15 protein-coding genes are annotated in these 19,028 nt (G+C 33.1%); all 15 read right to left on the bottom strand.

Annotated elements, in window-relative coordinates:
• Window positions 1-120: 120 nt before the first annotated feature.
• Window positions 121-585: a hypothetical protein gene (locus HJ01_RS15155; protein WP_007139365.1), complete on the bottom strand. Its 465-nt coding sequence runs from the start codon at window positions 583-585 to the stop codon at window positions 121-123.
• A gap of 14 nt (window positions 586-599) precedes the next feature.
• Entirely contained in the window at window positions 600-836 is a 237-nt protein-coding gene (locus HJ01_RS15150) for a hypothetical protein (protein ID WP_007139364.1), read from the bottom strand.
• Entirely contained in the window at window positions 829-1,275 is a 447-nt protein-coding gene (locus HJ01_RS15145; RefSeq protein WP_040474038.1) for a hypothetical protein, read from the bottom strand. Before HJ01_RS15145 ends, HJ01_RS15150 begins: the two co-directional genes overlap by 8 nt.
• 10 nt (window positions 1,276-1,285) lie before the next feature.
• Window positions 1,286-2,584: a hypothetical protein gene (locus tag HJ01_RS15140; protein WP_007139362.1), complete on the bottom strand. Its 1,299-nt coding sequence runs from the start codon at window positions 2,582-2,584 to the stop codon at window positions 1,286-1,288.
• A gap of 209 nt (window positions 2,585-2,793) precedes the next feature.
• On the bottom strand, window positions 2,794-3,162 hold the full coding sequence (locus tag HJ01_RS15135) for a hypothetical protein (protein WP_007139361.1): 369 nt from the start codon (window positions 3,160-3,162) through the stop codon (window positions 2,794-2,796).
• A gap of 168 nt (window positions 3,163-3,330) precedes the next feature.
• Window positions 3,331-4,128, bottom strand: coding sequence for a hypothetical protein (locus HJ01_RS15130; protein WP_007139360.1), 798 nt, complete (start codon window positions 4,126-4,128; stop codon window positions 3,331-3,333).
• A 171-nt stretch (window positions 4,129-4,299) separates the two neighbouring features.
• On the bottom strand, window positions 4,300-4,719 hold the full coding sequence (locus tag HJ01_RS15125; RefSeq protein WP_007139359.1) for a hypothetical protein: 420 nt from the start codon (window positions 4,717-4,719) through the stop codon (window positions 4,300-4,302).
• 150 nt (window positions 4,720-4,869) lie between these two features.
• A complete protein-coding gene (locus tag HJ01_RS15120) occupies window positions 4,870-5,475 on the bottom strand; it encodes a peptidylprolyl isomerase (protein WP_050855245.1) in 606 nt (201 codons plus the stop codon).
• Window positions 5,476-5,699: 224 nt separating this feature from the next.
• Complete coding sequence (locus HJ01_RS15115; RefSeq protein WP_007139357.1) at window positions 5,700-6,113, bottom strand: PH domain-containing protein; 414 nt, start codon at window positions 6,111-6,113, stop codon at window positions 5,700-5,702.
• Between the two features lie 190 nt (window positions 6,114-6,303).
• Window positions 6,304-6,765, bottom strand: a complete 462-nt coding sequence (locus tag HJ01_RS15110; protein WP_007139356.1) for a hypothetical protein — start codon at window positions 6,763-6,765, stop codon at window positions 6,304-6,306.
• Window positions 6,766-6,908: 143 nt separating this feature from the next.
• Window positions 6,909-7,505 (bottom strand): hypothetical protein, encoded by a 597-nt coding sequence (locus tag HJ01_RS15105; RefSeq protein WP_007139355.1) that lies wholly within the window; start codon window positions 7,503-7,505, stop codon window positions 6,909-6,911.
• Window positions 7,506-7,648: 143 nt separating this feature from the next.
• On the bottom strand, window positions 7,649-9,403 hold the full coding sequence (locus HJ01_RS15100; RefSeq protein WP_007139354.1) for a tyrosine-type recombinase/integrase: 1,755 nt from the start codon (window positions 9,401-9,403) through the stop codon (window positions 7,649-7,651).
• A gap of 569 nt (window positions 9,404-9,972) precedes the next feature.
• Window positions 9,973-11,400 (bottom strand): L-serine ammonia-lyase, encoded by a 1,428-nt coding sequence (locus HJ01_RS15095; protein ID WP_040474034.1) that lies wholly within the window; start codon window positions 11,398-11,400, stop codon window positions 9,973-9,975.
• Between the two features lie 175 nt (window positions 11,401-11,575).
• Window positions 11,576-13,891 (bottom strand): BamA/TamA family outer membrane protein, encoded by a 2,316-nt coding sequence (locus tag HJ01_RS15090; RefSeq protein WP_007139351.1) that lies wholly within the window; start codon window positions 13,889-13,891, stop codon window positions 11,576-11,578.
• Window positions 13,891-18,840 carry a translocation/assembly module TamB domain-containing protein gene (locus HJ01_RS15085; protein WP_007139350.1) on the bottom strand — a complete coding sequence of 1,650 codons (4,950 nt, stop codon included), beginning with the start codon at window positions 18,838-18,840 and terminating at the stop codon, window positions 13,891-13,893. The genes HJ01_RS15090 and HJ01_RS15085 overlap by 1 nt, the downstream gene beginning before the upstream one ends.
• Window positions 18,841-19,028: the final 188 nt, after the last annotated feature.

The following is a 19,028-nucleotide window of genomic DNA, read 5'->3' as shown; positions in this document are numbered from 1 at the left end:
TTTTCGGCTTAACGAAAACTTGATGCGAACCGATAATTCCACTAAACTCCAGCTAGCTCAAAATGGTTGTTGCAAGAGGTTTTTTGTATCTAGAATAAAAACTATAATTATTTAAGAAAATTATTCACCTAATTGATTTGACATGACTACCTCTCTAATATATAATTTATTGCCTTTACTTTCTGTTAAATCAATAATGTAAATTTTATAACTTTTATAAATCAGATCCACAGCTTCGCCCAAGGTATATTGCATTAATGAATCACAATTATATACTGGCACTTTGTTTGCATAAAGTTTTTTAAGGAATGATTTGCATTTGTAAATTATAGGAATGTCAACAATTTTAAATTTTGGTTTTTCAACAACGAGTAAATTATTAAAAAACACAAGTGGACCGTCATATTCTGATTTTTTAAAACATTCAAAGTTATACCTTACTTGAGATAAAGTTAGATCTTTATCTGGAGGATATATAGTTTTAGACATTCCTATTTGATCTTCAAATATTATATAAACTGCTCTTTTGTCCTGAGAATGAATAATATTAACGGTTAAAACTAAAAATAAAAGTAAATTTTTCATGTGTTGTTCTTTTATTAAAACTCTTTGTTTAAACTCAATTCTCCACGATTTAAATAATCTTTAAATACTGTTTCTCCATCAGACCCCTTAGGGTATTTCTTTATAAAGCTTGGGGATTGCTCTAAACCCCCTAAGGAAAGCCAACCATAATATTCCTCCCAAGTCCATAACGTGGTTGGTATTCCTGCATTGTGTTGAATCGATTGGTCTTTTAAAAAATCTATTCTATTTTGGGCATCGGGGTTATTCAATACTTTGAGGCCAAGTCCCCATAACTTTTACTTCTACCAGCTTTATTGAAAACCAACATATATCATCATAATCCATTAAATACACCCTTTTTTTATGACCAATTAAATCTGTAGCTTCTGCTAAATCGTATTTTGTTAAAAAATCATGGGTTATAATATAATCTTTATTCTTTTTTAAAAATGATCTTTTTTCTCTCTTTTCTTTTGGAGATAAGCTGTAATGATGCATAAATGTCATATAATTTCGATATTTTCCAGCATATTCAAAAGTATAGTAGTAATTTAAATTATTGAGGTTAATACTGTTATTTTGTAAACTATATTGATTTTTATCTCTTTTAAAGTAGATATATATTGTGTCGGCCATCTTTATTTTTTCTAAATCCTGTGAAAAATTAGTAAATGGAATCAATAGAAGCAGTAACAAATAAATTCTCATATTTTTAAATTTAAGGATGTAAATAAAGATGACCAAAATTATTGTATTGATTGTAGGCATCCATTAACGTTTGATTAATTATAGTGATTGGTGCTCCGAAGCTATTAAATGTACCAATTTCCTTTTGAAAAAACGAACAATTTTGCAATCCAATTAATGACAAGTTATGTATAAAGCCTCCCCAATCAAATGATGTTAAGGGACTACCAATAGGAATGCTCATTTTTAAAGCATTCATTGTTGTATTGTCTTCAGCACTAACCAATTTCTCTTTTACTTCTGAAAGTACTCTAACCATTGTAGGTAACATAAAATTATAAATAAAATTATGTTGGTTTTGCCCAGGCGAAAAATCACTATATTTTTGGTTTACAACATCACAAAACTCCATATTATTAAGGTTTGGTATGCTCGTTCCTATAGTAGGGTCAACCATTTTCGCATTCAAGTAAGCATGTATGCACTCATGTAAAATGGTTTTCCCTATTTCCATTTTGTTTGACCTATCCAAGAAAGCAGGGCTTATTGTAATTATATTTAATGTTGGGTTAGACAAATTAGTGTCAGTATTTCCATTTGCTCCATTTGTAATATCACCAATTACAAACTTCACATTAAAGCGAGTCTGTGTACCATCAAACACATCCAGAAATAGTCTTTTAAACTCGGGTGATTCTGTTAATGATTTGTAAACTGTATTGAATTTTTTCCCTTCCGGTGTTGCATCTGTAATGGTTGATTTGTCAATATTAAAAGGTGATTTGAAGGAAGCTTCTACATCGAAAATTAATCCGGGATTGTTGATCATTTGATTTAGCATCTGCTTGGCAAAGTTTTCAGCCTGCATTGAGTTTTGATTATCATCAAGGAACTCATTAATCATTAAAACAGTATAAGCGTTGTTTTTTAACCATAAATACGCTTGACCAGACAAAGAAAATTTAATTCGCAATTCAGATGCCATGGAGTCTGTGTCTTCTTTCTCAGCTAAAGGTGTTGTGAAACCACCACCATAAGAACCACTACCAAAACCATCATCTGCACCGTCTCCATTACCCCCTAGGCTCCCAGTAGAGCCTCCAGATGTTGTCCTTCCAGAAGTAGAATCACCATCAGTCATGCCACCACTAGAACCACCACCACTAGTGTCTGAACAAGCAACGCCACTTTCTACTTGGGTTACCGGATAACCCAAAGTACCAGTAGTTTCAGTATACCTGTTACAGGTTCCGTCAGGATTCTTTATTTCTTTCACGGCTTCTCTTGAAAAGAGGTTTGAAACACTAAAGTTTATCTCTTCGATTTGCATTTTGTCGGATATGCTAAATGGTATCTTGTTTTTAATTTTTAGTCAACCTATTTCAGGATTTGTCACACTCCGCATTGCCTATAACGTTCTCGCGCTTGTGGATGTTGCGGACTCCGAAGACGAGCATTTTCGGATAAACGAAAATACGAATTAAAACGATAATTCCACTAAATTCCGCAATAGTCACAAACGTGTGTTGTGCGTAGTCGCTATTTTAACTTTTTAATTAACGTATCAAATATTTCTGTTGGATCTTTTTGGGCTAAATAATTCAAATAAAAACCTACTTTTGGTTCAGGTTTAGTGAATTCATAAATAAATTTATCTTTATTTACCAAAAATTTCGCTTCTTTCCATTCTTCTGCAATAATGGCAATTGGTTTATTTCCGAAGTTTAGTACCCAACTTGCTTTTCCATTTTGAATTGAGGGCAAATATTTGTTTATGATTATTGTTTTAGTAAGTTCTTCTAAAGTTGCGTTTTCAGAAATTGAAATTCTTTTTTCATTAGGAGCATTAATGTCGTCGCTAATATTTACACTATCTCTAGTTAGTAATAAATCTAATTTTAAACTCATAATTTTCTGTTACATTTCGTTTTTATGTGGTTACGCACAACGTTTTGCTGCTTTGAGATGGCTGGAAGTTCGTAAACGCTTAATTTTCGGCTTAACGAAAACTTGATGCGAAACGGTAATTCCACTAAATTCCAGCTAGCTCAAAATGGCTGTTGGTGGCTGTGTTTTTTATTCAGCTGTTATTGAAAGTTCCTCTTTTTCCGCATTAAATTCTTCATCAAATTTGTGTTGTTTCAGTTTCCATAGCCAGTAAATTCCACCTAATGGAATTCCAAAAGTCCATACCGAACCAAGAAAACCCATAAAACTAAAACCGATACCAAAAAATTGAAAATGCACTAATTTATACGAAAGACCTTCGACAGCAGAATATGTAATTGTCGGTAAATTGAAAAATATTATTGCTAAATATTTCAACCATTTTTTTGACAATGTACTTTTCTTAATTTCTCTAATTGCATAAATATTGAAAAGTAAAATTGATAATGGCAAAAAACCGAATAGCCAAAAGATAACCATATTCGGTATAGGTTCTTTTACATCAAGTGTTTTTATGTTAATTATCTTTTTTGAATTGTCATCAAATAAAACTTGAAAAACACCAAATTCTTTTTCATTTGTAAATTCAATTAATGCAAGTGTAGTATTTGGTGGTGTGTTTTCACTTTCAATTGTTGAACGCTTTTTTTCAGATTTCATAAGTGAATACTCAAACTTATCTCCAAAGTTTCGTTCTACTAATCCTCGGAATTGCTCCAATCCCAATTTTAAAGTGTCAATATTTGTGTTTTTACCAATTTCACTTTCCAAAGCCATTTGGGAAACACATTTATCATAGTCCTTTTTCATTAAGGTTTCCACAAATTCTTTTGTCTTATCTTTAAAGGTAAAACTATCTTTTACAAAATCACAACCTACAAAAAGTGAAATTGTCAAAAGCAAAATTGAAATTCTAATTTTATTCATATTTTCTATTTTCTGTTTATTCTACGGTAACATTGCGACCAACGTTTCGCAGCTACACGATGCACAAGGATGCGGAATTCGAGTATTTTCGGCTTAACGAAAATACGATGCGAAACGTTAATTCCACTAAATCCTTGTGTATTGTGTAACTGCTGTTATGCGGTCGTTTTTTTATTGATAATTTATCGTAACACTTGTTCCTGCACCTTTTAAATCATAATTTGAGGAAATATCACCCCAATTAAATTTTCGCTTACTTCCAATTGATTTGTTTAACCATTCTTCAAAATTTCTTTGATTAGTTTTCTCTTCGTTTTCATTCCAATTATCCCAACTTGGATTTTTTATTTGAGATTCAGAAAAAGAGAAATTAATCATTTTAGTTTTGTTCTGAAAAAAACATACGTTTAAGAAAAAGTAGAGACTACCAATCTTGATATTTTTGAAATAAATCCATTCGTATCCATTTCCCATATCGTTTGTAGTTTTATCTATGTCAAAACTATTTACTTCTGCAAACTCTTTATTCGCATTAATAACCATTTCTGCATTTAGACTGAAATTTCCATTTTCGGTATTTATAATTTCCATTAAGAATTTTTGTTTCGTTTGGGTAAAATGACGCATAACGTTATGCCACTTTGAGATGGCTGGAAGTTCGTAAACGCTCGGTTTTCGGCTCAAAGAAAACGTGATGCGAAACGGTAATTCCACTAAATTCCAGCTAGCTCAAAATGGCGGTTATGTGTTGCTCTTTATTTTCAGTACCGTGAATTCTCTTATTGGTTTGTCGTTAAATGTTTTCAAAACAATGTAATACCATTTTTCATTCGCAATATCTACTTTAAAAATATCATTTTGTTTGTGATTTTTCACTTCTGTTTCAAAATCTGGAACCATCATTCCTTCAGCAAACCAACCTAAATCACCATCTTTACTATTGTCCATTGTGTATTTATTAGCTAAATTCGAAAATGAAATTCCATTTTTATATTCCTCCAAGATTTCAGTTCTTAATTTTTCAATTTCTGCGAGTGAAATTTTACTTGCATCAAGAAAAATATAACTAACACGAAAAGCATTTATATTTGTTTCAAAAAGTATTTTGTAGGTAAAATCTAAATCTGAGAATATTTCGCCTGTTTTCACATCAGCTAATTTAGTTGCAAAATCATCAGTTTCAATTTCGGGATGTATGTTTAAAAGTTCTGCTTCAAGATTTGGATTTTCTGTCGCTAATTTTTTAGCATCATCAATTGTAATTATTTGTTTTAACTGCTCTTTTATTGTTTGAGAAAATGATTGAAACGAAATAAAAATAATTATGAATAATATGATTTTTTTCATTTTTGGTTTTTTAGAGTTACACATAACGTTTTGCTGCTTTGAGATGGCTGGAAGTTCGTAACCGCTCAATTTTCGGTTTAACGAAAACTTGATGCGAAACGGTAATTCCACTAAACTCCAGCTAGCTCAAAACAGCTGTTAGCGGTAGTACTTATTTATAATTACTGTTCTGTTTTTGGTTGGTTCTATATTTACAATTTCTTTTTTTGCTTTTTTTATTGTTTCTATTTTCTGTAAATAATTTCAATGTTCGGATTAATCTCTAAAAGATTTTGGATAAATTCTTTTTTAAGCTTTGGTGAAATTAATATGCTGTCAAATTTGTTGTAAAATATTTCCAGTCTATCAATTGATGCCGCAGGTGAACTTAGTGGATTATATGTTTCTATTATTTTTCTAATGGATTTAATATCAATATTTATATTCATCAGAATTGTACATTTTACATTTAAGTTATCATTTTCGATTTTGTAATTTATTGACAGAAATGTGTATAGAATAAAAATTATGGTCAATACCATTATAAAAATACCAATCCAAACTTTGTTTGATATGAGCTCAAAAAGAGAATAACCAAAAATTAAAATAAGTGGAATTATTAATTCAAGTCCGAGTTTTGATTTATAATTTTTCATCATTTTTTTTGCTTTTTACTATTTTTCACGGTTTTTGCGGTGTATTACCGCTAACGTTTTGCCACTTAGCGATGTTGCGAACTTCGTGACCGATTATTTTCCGCTAAAGATAAAAAATCTTGCGAAACGTAAACGTGAATTTACCGCAAAACTCGCAATATTGCTAAATGGCTGTTGGCGGTTGTGCTTTTATTTATTCCACTTTTTCATAAACAATTCCGTTGCACTCATCTCCATCTCCAATTGTAATCATTATCGAAATTTTATCTTCTTTTTTTCGTAAAGGTTCAACACAAATTCCCTCTAACTCAAAATAGCAGATTTTTTCTTTCTTCATAAACGAGTAGAACCATTTTCCTGTTTTATTCCTTTTAGAGTCATTTTCTTTTTCGGCAAATATTCTGTCAGCTAAACTTTCAGGGTTATTCTCAAAAAGAAATTTAAATTGATTGTTTTCAGATATTTCAAGTTTTAGAGGCCAACTATAATAATCTTCGTCTAAATATGATTTAGACTTTTCGCTTAATTCATATTTTCCAATTACTTCACTTTTAGATGGCTCATAATTTATTTCGTCATAACCGTTTTGCCAAGAACAAAACAATGGATTGCAACTTGTAAATAATAGTAAAATAAATATTGACTTAATTTTCATTTCTGCTGATTTTTTTTTGCATTACCGCCAACGTTATGCCACTTTGAGATGGCTGGAAGTTCGTAAACGCTCAATTTTCGGCTTAACGAAAACTTGATGCGAAACGATAATTCCACTAAATTCCAGCTAGCTCAAAATGGCGGTTAGCTTACGTATTTTTTTAAGTCAACAGTGATTTTTCCAAATAACCATTTTTCGTCTTTTCTATTTTCTTTATACTTGTATTTAATTTCAAAAACTCCATTTTTAATTTCACCATTTTCAAATAAAGTTTCTGAGAAAACTCCATTTGTTATATTCATTGTCTTTTCAATTCTGTCTTTAGGTAAATCTATTTTAAAAATTTTGTTTGTGTTTAAATCTAAAAAAGATAGAAAATTTGAGTTCTTGTGGTCAATAGTTACAAAGTAAGGATAATTCTGATTTTCACTGTGGAATATTTCTCTGCCGAGTTCTGCTATTTTTTTTCCGCTAGTTTTATCAAACAATTTGAATTCATAAGGTTCACAACATCCAGAAACATTATGATATTCTACTATAAAAGAATTTTTATATTCTATCCAATTAGCAAATCCTAATCTCCCAGTTAATTCGATTAAGTCTTTATCTAATGAAAAAAGTATTTTCTTTTTCTTGCTTTCGCTTTCAAATATAACCCAAGAAGAGTCGCAATTAAATTCTCGATATATTTTAGCTCCATTTTTAAAAATAGTTTTTTCACAAGAAATAATTTCATTCAATTCTGGTCGAGTTTTACAAATACAATTTTGACCCAAGCAAAGTTGTGAAATTATTGATAATATGATTGTTACTGCTATTTTCATAATATGTAAGCTAACTTGTATATAACATCAAATATATACATCTTTTGGGATGTTTTTTATTAATCATTCAGTTTTTTCTTGTTATTTTCATCTACTAAACGATCTAGTGGACTTACAATCTTATCAGTAGCCATTTTTGAAACATGTGTGTATATCGTGGTAGTTTTAATACTAGCATGACCTAGGAATTTTTGAATGTATCTAATATCTGTTCCATTTTCTAATAAATGCGTTGCAAAACTATGGCGTAAGGTATGCACAGTAGCTTTTTTAGACAAACCAGATTTTTTTAATGCTTGTCGCATTACTGATTGTGCGCTTCCCGCACTGTATGGCTCTCCTGCATATTGCCCTTCAAAAACGTATTTATTGGGTTCGTATAATTTCTTATAAAGCTCCAGTGAACTCACAATAGAGTAGGGCAGCATTACCATGCGGTCTTTCTTTCCTTTGGCATTTTTAATATGAATTTTAAACTCCGAAAATAAGATGTCCCGCCATTCTAACGTTACAATCTCACTTACTCGTAAGCCCGCACCATAGCCTATTAACAACAATAATTTATGTTTTGGGTTGTCAACGGCTCTAAAAATTTGTAGACATTCTTCCATGGTTAATACAGCGGGTAATTTTTTTTCACTCTTTGGCCGTGGTAGTTTAAGTTCAAAGCCTTTTTGTTGCTCGATTTGTTGGTAGTAAAACAATAATGCATTGACCATACTATGTCCAGATGATGCTGATAATCCGCGCTCCATAAGAGATGCTAAGTATTTTATGATTTCTTTTTGTGAGATCGTTTTTGGATCTCTAAACTGATGATCACGCAGGAATTTTAAAAAGGAACTTGTATAAGTACGCATTGTTGAACTACTGTAATTAAGCGCCAATATAGTGTCTACCATTAACGAAATATAGTCCTGGGCTGCATCAGGAACTTGATTGAATAGTTGCGCTTTGGTTTTGCTTAAATCGAGTTGCTTTCTGTTAGGCAGGTTTTGTTTCATCAAATAGCCTCTTGGTAGCTGATTGCTCAGCAGTACTTTATGTGGCTCAAATTGCATTCCCATGGCGTCATATACACTAGGTGCTGCTGGAAGTAAGTAACAATCTTTGATTGTGCTATAACGCGCCATAGAGAAACGTTTTAATTTTTCTCGCAATACAAGAAAAGGGGGCATATACACTTCCATCCATTTTGAGTCTTCAGGATGTGGTTTTATTATAATTGATTCAGATGTGAAGACCGTTTCATTTTTATGATAATCATTTTCAGGAAAAAAAGGAGATACACCAAGTATTTTTTCTACTTGCTCTTTTGTACCTAAATTCCTTAACACCATATAAACTTTATAATTGGCATTCCAATAGACTCCTTTTGTAGCTAGTAATTGTCTGCTGATAATCTGGTAATACCGCATTTTGAAAACCCAATACTTACCTAAATTAGGTAATAATTCTAAACGCATATTTGGTGCTAACGAATTTGTTTTCGTTATATGTTCAGGGTTATTCAGCACTGGGGCCAAATCTAACTGAAGTTCGCTTTTAGCTATGGCTGGAAGGTCACGGCTTATGGTAAGGCCGGCCAGCGTTTGCGTTTTAGACTTTTTTGGATTATCAATAACCAAATCTTCAAAGTTTTGGCTGATGAGCTTGTAATTTTCAGCATTGTAATCAAAATACCAACAACGGAGTGATTGGCTATATATACCTCCCAATTGTCTTAATTGGGAAATAGTTGCACTATCGTACTTAAAAAAAAGTCCGATTCGATCTGCATCACGATGCCATATCTTTTTTACAATTATTTGCATAAGGCGTATATGAAAGAACTAAAATACTACTTTATTTTAAATAACTTCATTATAATTTATTGATTTTGAATGTACTATATTTTTTGTTTCGAATGCTGTTTGCTGAATAGTGAAAAGTGGAAGGGCATGACTGAGAAGTGCGAAAAGAAATTTTGATTTAAGATTGTCGGATTTTGATCTAAGGGATTTTGATTGCCGTACATAATTGCCAATGGAAAATTTTGAATTTTAAATGACTCTAATCTTTGTGGAGTTGTATTGTTTATTTTCGTCTTAAATGTGAAAAGAGAATCTTGTAGATATTGACTGCGTGAAGGATGGCAGTGGAAATCCTTTTGTGTACGCAGTGCAATAAAAGATTGTAACGTACAGCCTGACCCGGCTGTAACTTTTGTGTAAGCGGGGCACGCCATAAGGAAAGAATGAAGAGGAAAGAGAGTGTCGAAGATAGAGAAAAGAGTATAGAAAAGAGAAAATAGCATTTTCATATAAAATAAAGCCTACTATTCAACAACTTGTATGTCGATTAGTAGGCTTTATTTTATAGGTGTTTTTTAGTTACTCTAGTGTTAACAATCAGCCATGTTGACTGCAACAGCAAGTCCACCCTCTGAAGTTTCTTTGTACTTGTTGTTCATGTCCTTAGCGGTTTCCCACATGGTATTTACGACTTTATCTAAAGGGACTTTTGCGTTTTTCGGGTCGGTTTCTAGGGCTAATTCGGCGGCATTTATCGCTTTGATTGCGCCCATTGTGTTTCTTTCGATACAAGGAATTTGCACTAATCCACCAATAGGGTCGCAGGTTAATCCCAGGTGATGCTCCATGGCAATCTCGGCGGCCATTAAGACCTGAGCCGGTGTTCCTCCCATCAATTCACATAATGCCGCAGCAGCCATAGAAGAGGAAACGCCTATTTCGGCCTGACAGCCTCCCATTGCAGCTGAAATGGTAGAGCCTTTTTTGAATATGCTGCCTATTTCTCCAGCAACTAGTAAAAATTGTTTGATCTCTTTTGGACCTGCATCATGGTTTTCAATGACTAAATAATACATCAATACAGATGGAATCACTCCGGCACTCCCGTTTGTTGGGGCAGTTACGATGCGCCCTAAAGCCGCATTGACTTCATTTACCGCTAGGGCAAAACAACTTACCCATTTCAAGATTTGACGGAATTTGACCTCAGTTAATCTGATTTCTTCGAGCCAAGTTTGTGGGTCGCTATAATTAGATAATCCTATTAAATTTTGATGCATATCAAATGCTCTACGACGTACATTTAGTCCACCAGGAAGAATTCCCTCAGTGTGACAACCAATATACATACATTCAAGCATGGTGTTCCAGATGCGCATTAATTCATGATCTATGACTTCCTCAGTGCGCATGGATTTCTCGTTCTCATAAACGATCTCTGATATCTTCTTATTTTCGGTTTCGCAATATTTTAAAAGATCAACTGCTTTATCAGTTGGGAATGGGAATGCGCATTTTATTTCTATTTTCTTTTTGGCGTTGATACGCTCTTCTTTTACTACAAATCCACCTCCAATGGAGTAGTAGGTCTCCGTATACAGTTCCTCATCAGCTGCATAGGCCGTAAAGGTCATTCCGTTTGAATGAAACGGCAAAAATTGTTTATTGAAAACGATGTCTTTTTGAATGTCAAAAGGAATGGTAAATTCATTCCCTAAAATGATTTGGTTGTTGTCTTTGATGGATTTTATGATTCCATCAATATCATCTACAGGAATGTACTCTGGGTCCTGACCGCTTAAACCTAACATAACAGCTAAATCAGTGGCATGACCTATTCCCGTCAACGACAAAGAACCGTATAAATCAGTTTTGATTCGAGTAACGGTGGCAATTACATTTTCATCCCTCATTTCTTCTAGGAATCGTTCGGCTGCACGCCAAGGTCCTAAAGTGTGAGAACTTGATGGTCCAATACCAATTTTAAGCATGTCAAAAACCGAAATGCACTCTTCCATAGTAAGCTTGTTTTTTAGACAAATATAATTGAATTTAGCAACGAACAATGGCTAAAATTTATAAATATGAAATTTTAATTACAGAAAATTAACTTTAAATGATTATTTGATAATTAATAACGCTGTTGTTTTTTCCTGTTTAGATAAAAATAAATAGGTATTTATCTCAAAATGATTAAAATGGATAGCCAATTGCCAGATTAAAAACCAGATTATCATTTCGCCAAGAACTGTTTCCTAAACTTACTTTGTCAAGTACCCATCTATTTCCATCGGGTAAATAGGGTTTCCTAATAGGAAATGCAAGATCTGTCCTGAGTACCAAAAATGAAAAGTCAAATCGAAGTCCAGCTCCAACACCCACCGCAATTTCGTTGATGAAATCCTTAGAGAATTTAGCACCAGGTTTATCTGGATTCTCTTTTAGTAGCCAGATATTTCCGGCATCCAGAAACAAAGCGCCTTTTACGAGTCCATAAATTTTAGCTCTATACTCTGTGTTAAATTCTAGTTTTAAATCACCAGATTGATCCGGTAAAAAGGTATTGGCATCCGTTGATCCATCAAAACTTCCCGGACCTATTGATCGTGCTCTAAAGGCTCTAATACTATTGGTTCCACCATTAAAAAACTGTTTAATAAACGGCATTTCATTTGAATTTCCATAAGCAAATCCTGCGCCCACAATGATTCGACTAGCGAGTTGAGAATCTTCAGTTAATTTTAAGTAATGCCTGAATTCATTTTCTATTTTTATAAATTGACTGAAAGGGACATTAAATACTTTGACTGTATCTGCTGATTTTATATTAGCACCAGAAACTAATCCTGTTACATTTCCTGCTAAGTCAATACTTCCTTTATAATAGAACGTGTGTTTTTTCCTTTTTTGCATTGTATTCGTGAAAGTGTAGGAGTAGGTAGGACCAAAAATCAATTGTTTTTCGATGACCTTCTCCAATGATGCATTTGCAGCAATTTGCTCCTGATACAATGGAGTCACATTTTGCGGACTAGCAAAGGTGATTTCAGTAACATTCAACAAGTGTTCCTTGCGTTCGTTTTCTTTCCATAAATAGCCAAAAGAACCTTTGAATGTCTGTAAGGAGTACAGTTTGGTTCTGTTTTGAAACTCATATCCTAGCGTCGCTTTTGTCTTTGGCACAAAACCACTGGACGATTCAAATTTAAATGGCGCTATTAATCGTGGCCAAATTAAACTAGCTTCGGTTCCCACGCGGTAGACATTAAAACCATTATTTTGTCCTGAAACCTGGACTTCCACTCCGCCAAAGGCTGATATAGTAAGCTGCTCAGCTCCTTTAAATACATTGCGATTGCTCCAGTTTAGATTTAGTTCTGTCCCTGTATAATTTGCAGAATTGGTTTTGGCTAAAACTTCTACACGTATTGATTTTTTGGGTAGAGGAGTCAGATAATAATACGCGTCCAGATAATTACCGATGGTGTCAGCTACTTTAAATTGATTTTTTACAAACTTGAAAGTACCTAAGTTTACTAATCTATTTAGAGATAAGTTGTGATTAGTACGATTGTAATAATCCCCTTTTTTAAAGTAAAGCGCACGGTCAAAAATGCTGGGTTTAAATAGATTTTCAGAATCTATAATCGTGAAATCTTTATATTTTACTATTGAATCAGAGCTAGTAGAGACGTTATCAGAATTAATTGAATAATTAGGATATACCACTACATTATTGATCTTGTATTGCAATTTTGACAGTTTTGGAGAATCGGTTTTTAGTTTGACAATCAGATCTACTTGATGGTCAGCCACCGTACTGTCTACTTGTACTAATAGGTAATCAGGATTGAAGTAATAAAATCCTTTTTCTTTTAGTCGTGCATCAATTCGCTCTCTTTCTGTTTTTATGACTTCAAGACTATACGGTTCTCCTGTTTTTAATAAACTGCGTCTTTTAGTTTTGCGCACTATGGAAGCTATAGCTGATGAATCTTGTGGGAATTTTACTTCTCGAATAAAATAGCGTTTGTTAGGAGTTACGGTATAAGTCACCTTCGCTTTTTTACCCGATCGAGTAGAGTCAGCGATAGTTTTTGTATTGAAATACCCGTTATTTTCGCTGTAGTTTTGTAAAACACTTTTGTTGTATTCTAAATCTACTTTGCTGTACAATACTGGAGGTTCGCCCACTTTTGTTCGCAACCAGTATCTAAAACCTTTTTCTTTTTTGGGCTGTCCCGCCAAATTATAAAAAAACAGTTTGGGTCTCAATCCTAAGAAAGAAGAGTTAGGTTTTGGTCTTATTAGAGGTTCTAATTCTGTTTTCAGAGCTTTGCGCTCTTTTTTTGAAGGCTCGTTTCCTTCAATTTTAATTTTTGCTCCCGTATAAAGTAGTTCGTCTTTGGGAATTTTATTCGTACCACTGCATCCAGCCAAAAACAGGATGACGAATAGAAAATAGAGTAGTGGTGCTTTGTTTTTCATCATGCTATAGGTGCGATTCATTATTTCTTTTTGTTTTTCTCTTTTGGAGTTTTGCTTTTTTGAAATAATTCTTTAAAATGATTGTAATCTAAAGTAATAATAAAAGCAATTCCGGTTTCTACTACTTGTCCTTGAAGTGCGACTTGATATTTGTTTAAACGGTATGCTTTTAACTTGTAGCGACCGTCTTTAGAGAGTTGGTACTCTACAGAAACATCACCTGCAATAGTGTTTGTTTCTTCGTTGGTTTGTTGTGGTCCTTCTAGCCCAAAACTGCTTCCTACAGTCACTTTCAATCGGTCGTTGAGTAATTTTTTAGAAATCCCTACATTCAAATCAGTTTTGTTTTCTAATTGTCCCGTAGTATAATCTTCAGTCGAATCTAAATCAAAATTAAGTTCCACACCGCTAATTAAATTCCCAGCTAGATTGTTTAATTGTTGCGATAGAATTTTACTTGCACTTTGTCTCGCTATTGAATTAATTGAGCTGCCACCTGCTTCACTAGCAAAAGGATTTTCACCTATAAAACGATTCAGCAATAGCAACGCAAATACTTGCTTGTTAAGTTCGTCTGGTTGCTGGCGCAGTTGGCTTAATTTCGCTTGCGTGGTATTGATGATTTCGGTTGACACACTATTATTTCCATCAGGTAGAATGATATCAAAGGAAATGCTCGGTTTCATCAATTCGCCTTTCATTTTCAATTCAGTTTCAAAAGGAATTTTTTGTTTGTAGGTATTTCTCACGTCAGCAGAAATACTTCCTAGCTGATCATCAACAAGGTCAATAGGAGCAGCTTCATTTTTATATACAGCGGTAATGTTAATATCAGCTTGTGTAGGTTCCCCTGTCCAGAGGATATAGCTACCACTTTTAATGTCAAATTTTCGTTTGATAAAATTAAAATTCATTTCGTAAGCTCCTTCTTTCAACTCATATCTTCCTGTTAAAGTCGTTTTTCCAGAAGGGTCAATTCCACCATTTAGCTGAGCTTCTCCTTTTAATTTTAAAAAATCACCATTGGCTTTATCAATTACAATTGATAACTCAGCTTCTTTATCGACTTCAATATTTACAGATGCATTGATTCCTTTTACTTCAGTTTTGCTTAAATTTTCATCTACAGCAATGGTTTCAACTAGGGATGGATTGTCCTGATCAATAAATTCTACAATTCCCTCTCGATCCGCTATTGAAGGATCTGATTGCGGCATAACGATAGTCAGTTTAGTGCCTTTATTTACTTTTATACTTCCATCAACAATAGGGTTATTGAGGTCTCCTTTTATTCGTAAATGATTGTCTAAATACACTTCACCATAGAATAAATCATTGTCTTTTTCTTTTGAATTTAAGGCTTGGAAATTATCTGCATCCAAGCTTAGATCAAAACCAAAATTATTGAAATTGGAACTGTTGATTTTTCCATTGATAACTAAATCGTTGTTTTTCTCATCTTTAATGGTAAAACGATCAAATACAATGGCATCATTTGTAAATGAAACGGCATCATTCATGGATTTGAATGTTGCGTTGAGTTGTGTTACCTTAAATCCTATTTCATTCAACTTCAAATCCCCATTCATTTTAGGTTGGTCAACCGTTCCTGTTATTTTGAATTTTCCGTTAAAGAAACCAGTGCTTTCCTGCAGGTTACCCAATGTAAATCCTTGAATGCTTTTTAGGTTTAATTTTACAATATCTAAGTTGAAGTCCATAGCTCCATTTCCTGTTTTGTAAGTTCCGTCTAAATTTACTTGGTTGTCTTGACCCGTTATGACAATCTTTGCATTGTAGTTGTTGGCAATATTATTATCTACTTGGATATTAATAGTTCCAACCGTGTCTTTCTTAAATGCAAAATTGTCAATGGTAAGATTAGATGTAAAAACAGCAGTTTGATTTATATTTTTTAATAAAACAGTTCCATTAGTATTTCCGCTAATGGTAAAATCGCTTTTCTCAGCTAGACTGCTCAGCGTTTCAATTTTGAAATCTTTGAAATTAATCGCTAGTGGCGCATTTGCTTTTTCAGATTCTGATTGAAGTGCAATGCTACTGCCATCTTTGCTTAACTCAACATTATCAGCGTAAATGCCTTTTGCTCCAAAACGGATTACATTATCAGCAGCAATTTTCCATGATTCGTAATTGAGTAATAAATTTTTAGGATCAAAATGAATCTCGTTATTGCCTTTCTTTGCTTCAAGCGTACCAGTAATTAAATACTTCTCTTTGTCATTTAAGTCTTTTAATTGCAAGATATAATCGGCAGTATTGTTTTGCACTTTTCCAGTTAAGGAAGTATAGGGCAATTGAAATTGATCGTTTTGTAAATCATCAACCATTAAGCTATAAAGTAAAGCTTGGTCTTTGGTTTCTATTTTTAAAACAGCATTTGTTAATGTGTTTCCTCCGTAAATAATTTTAGGGATCGCAGCATTCAAAACAATAGAATCATTTATAGTATTGTACCTTCCAGAAATAGCTATGGGTTCTAAACTTTTTAAATCAGGTATTAATTTTACTAAAAGAGGACTGTCTGAAATGGCAATTTTGAATTCCAATTCTTGTTTTTTAGATTTTTTTGTATTCGAATGTGGCTCAGCAGTATAATATTCAGAAATAGAATTAGACAAGGCTGCAGCAATTTTAGAAAGCTTGTATTTCCCATTTATGCTTGCAGTCATAAATGGAGATTTGAAATCCAAGGTATTTTGATCGACCGTAGAAGTTGCAATTAATGTAATCGAGTCTGTAACAAACTGCTCTTTATCATCAGCGACCGTAAGATTGATTATGTTAAACTTTCCATTTAAATAATCCATATCGGCTGATTGAATATCCGCATCTACAATACCTCTTATTTTCATTGGTCCAGCATGTAAATTCAATTTTTCTAGATCAGCAATGTCAATATTTAAATTGATTTTACCGGCAGGATACTTATCCTTGAAGCTTCCGCTGGTTACTAAATCAAAAGTTAGATTTGGATCGGTAGCGGAAGCATTTGCTTTAAAAAGTCCTTTGTTTATCGTTCCATCAAGGTCTAAATTCTGATAGGTATATTTGTTGTAATTGATTTTAGAAATCGTTCCTTTTACCGAACTGTTTGCCGTTTTTGGATCTAAGCCAGTTCCTTTTATAGAGGCCTTTAAACTGATTTTGCCTATCGAATTATTTTTAATCAATTTTCCCAAATCAAAATTTTCTAATTCTGCTTTGGCATCGTATTTTTCATTTTGTTTTCTACTTTGGTCGTATAGCGCATTAATTTTGGCTTTACCAAAACTGCTCCCCAGCACTAAATCAGTTGCGAAATTATTTATGGTTCCTTTGAAGTTTCCTTTCACGTTAAATAAAGCGGGTAGCTGAATTGTATTTGGGATAGTTTCTTTTGGTACAAATGCGGCAATATCTTTTGCACTGGTTTCAAAATTTGCGATATTCAAATTAAAATAAGCCTTGTTGACATCTGGCAAGCCTTTTATAGTTCCACTAGATACTATTTTTGTTTTTCCTATTCCACTGATTTCAAATTTCGGAATTTGTAAGTCATTCAACTTACCTATCACTTTACTGTTTAACAGAAGGACTGCGTCTGGATTAGTGCTAAAAGGCTTTTTGTTTGATAGATCAGGCATGAAAAGCAAAATGTCCCTAAATCCTATTTCACTTTTTTGCAATGAAGCATTAATGCTCAATTGCCCATAATCTCTAGCCAGTGCTTCAATTGAAGGATAACCAATGAGAAGTTCGTCCTTTATTAAACTGTGTGGTGTTTTTATATATAGTTTTTTCAGGAAAGCATTCTTTTTACCATAGAAAAAATCAGTTTTAAAAGACTGAATTTCTAAGCCGCTCTGCTCTGATAATTTTAATGAATTGATATTCCCTGAAATACCAATAGGACTGTAACGCATATTTTCGGCGTCAAAACGCAGTGACGAAAGTTTAATATGGTTGTAATCAAGTCCTTTTTGAAGAGGGACTACATTTTGATCATCATAGGCAAAATCGACTCCCTTGATTTTGGATTCTCTGACTTTTATTTCCCAATTATTAGGCTCATTTGAAGCCAATTCGTTTTTAATCCTCTCTAATTTGCCAAAAGCCAGTTTTCCTGTGGCATTAGAGAGCGTAACTTTATCGATTAGTATAAACCGGTTGTAAACATCCGTTTTGTCAAACTTCACCCCTAATTTTTTAAGCGATAGCGAAGTGGTCAACTTTGTTTTTTTGTCCTCGTAGTCAATATCTGCCTTGGATAAGTCAATTTCACCCAGTTGAAACTTATAGATTGTAGCTGGAGTAGTATCTGTATCGACTGAGTTTGTGGCTATACCTTGTTTTAATTTTAACTTCAAACCTGTAATGGTAACCTTAGGAACCTCAAAGTCCATTTGCTCTAAATCAAAAGTTCTGATTCTGGTATCTAAATGCTTCAGATTCAGGGAAAAATCAATTTTAGAAAAATCATCTTTAAGTTTAAATGTAGTTTGGTCCAGATTAATTTTGTCTAGAGAAATGACCATCGGTGCTTTTGTCGTGTCTGCGGGCGAAGAAAAGGCTTTTAAGATGTAATCAAAATTAAAAACAGCATGTGAATTCCTACTTAAATTTAATGTAACGCCCTGCAGGTCTATTGAGTTTATTTCAACAGTATTATTCATTAACTTCAGTAAACTAATGTCTACAGCTAATTCTTTACCAGACAAAAGCATTTGCTTTTTTTGGTCTTCAAAATAAACTCCCTTTAAAATAATTTTTTTTGGAAATTCTATTTCAAGTGTGTCAACTCTAACTTTCGTTTGAATTTTTTCTTCAAGGTAACTAACCGCTTTATCTTTGGCTAGATTTTGAACAGCTGGTATTTGAATAAGTATTAGCAACAGTAGCAATAACGCAGTGATTATTCCTAATGTCCATTGGAAAATTTTTAAACTCTTTTTTAATACCGTTTTCAAATGTGTTTATTTTTATGGAAAAAAAATCAAATTGCAAATTAAGCTAACTACAAAGATGGAAATTTAAATCGGAAATGTTTTATAAAATCAGTAGTTTATGTTTCAAAATTATTGGATTTAGCTCTTCGGAAATCCTCCTTTTTTATAAAGTTTAAAGCACTAATTCAGCCAAAACTTCATGATATTAT

Origin of the sequence: Flavobacterium frigoris PS1 (genome assembly GCF_000252125.1) — a bacterium.
Classification (GTDB): Bacteria; Bacteroidota; Bacteroidia; order Flavobacteriales; family Flavobacteriaceae; genus Flavobacterium; species Flavobacterium frigoris_A.
Note: the sequence above shows the minus strand (reverse complement) of the source record. Positions and strands in the feature narration are given on the sequence as shown.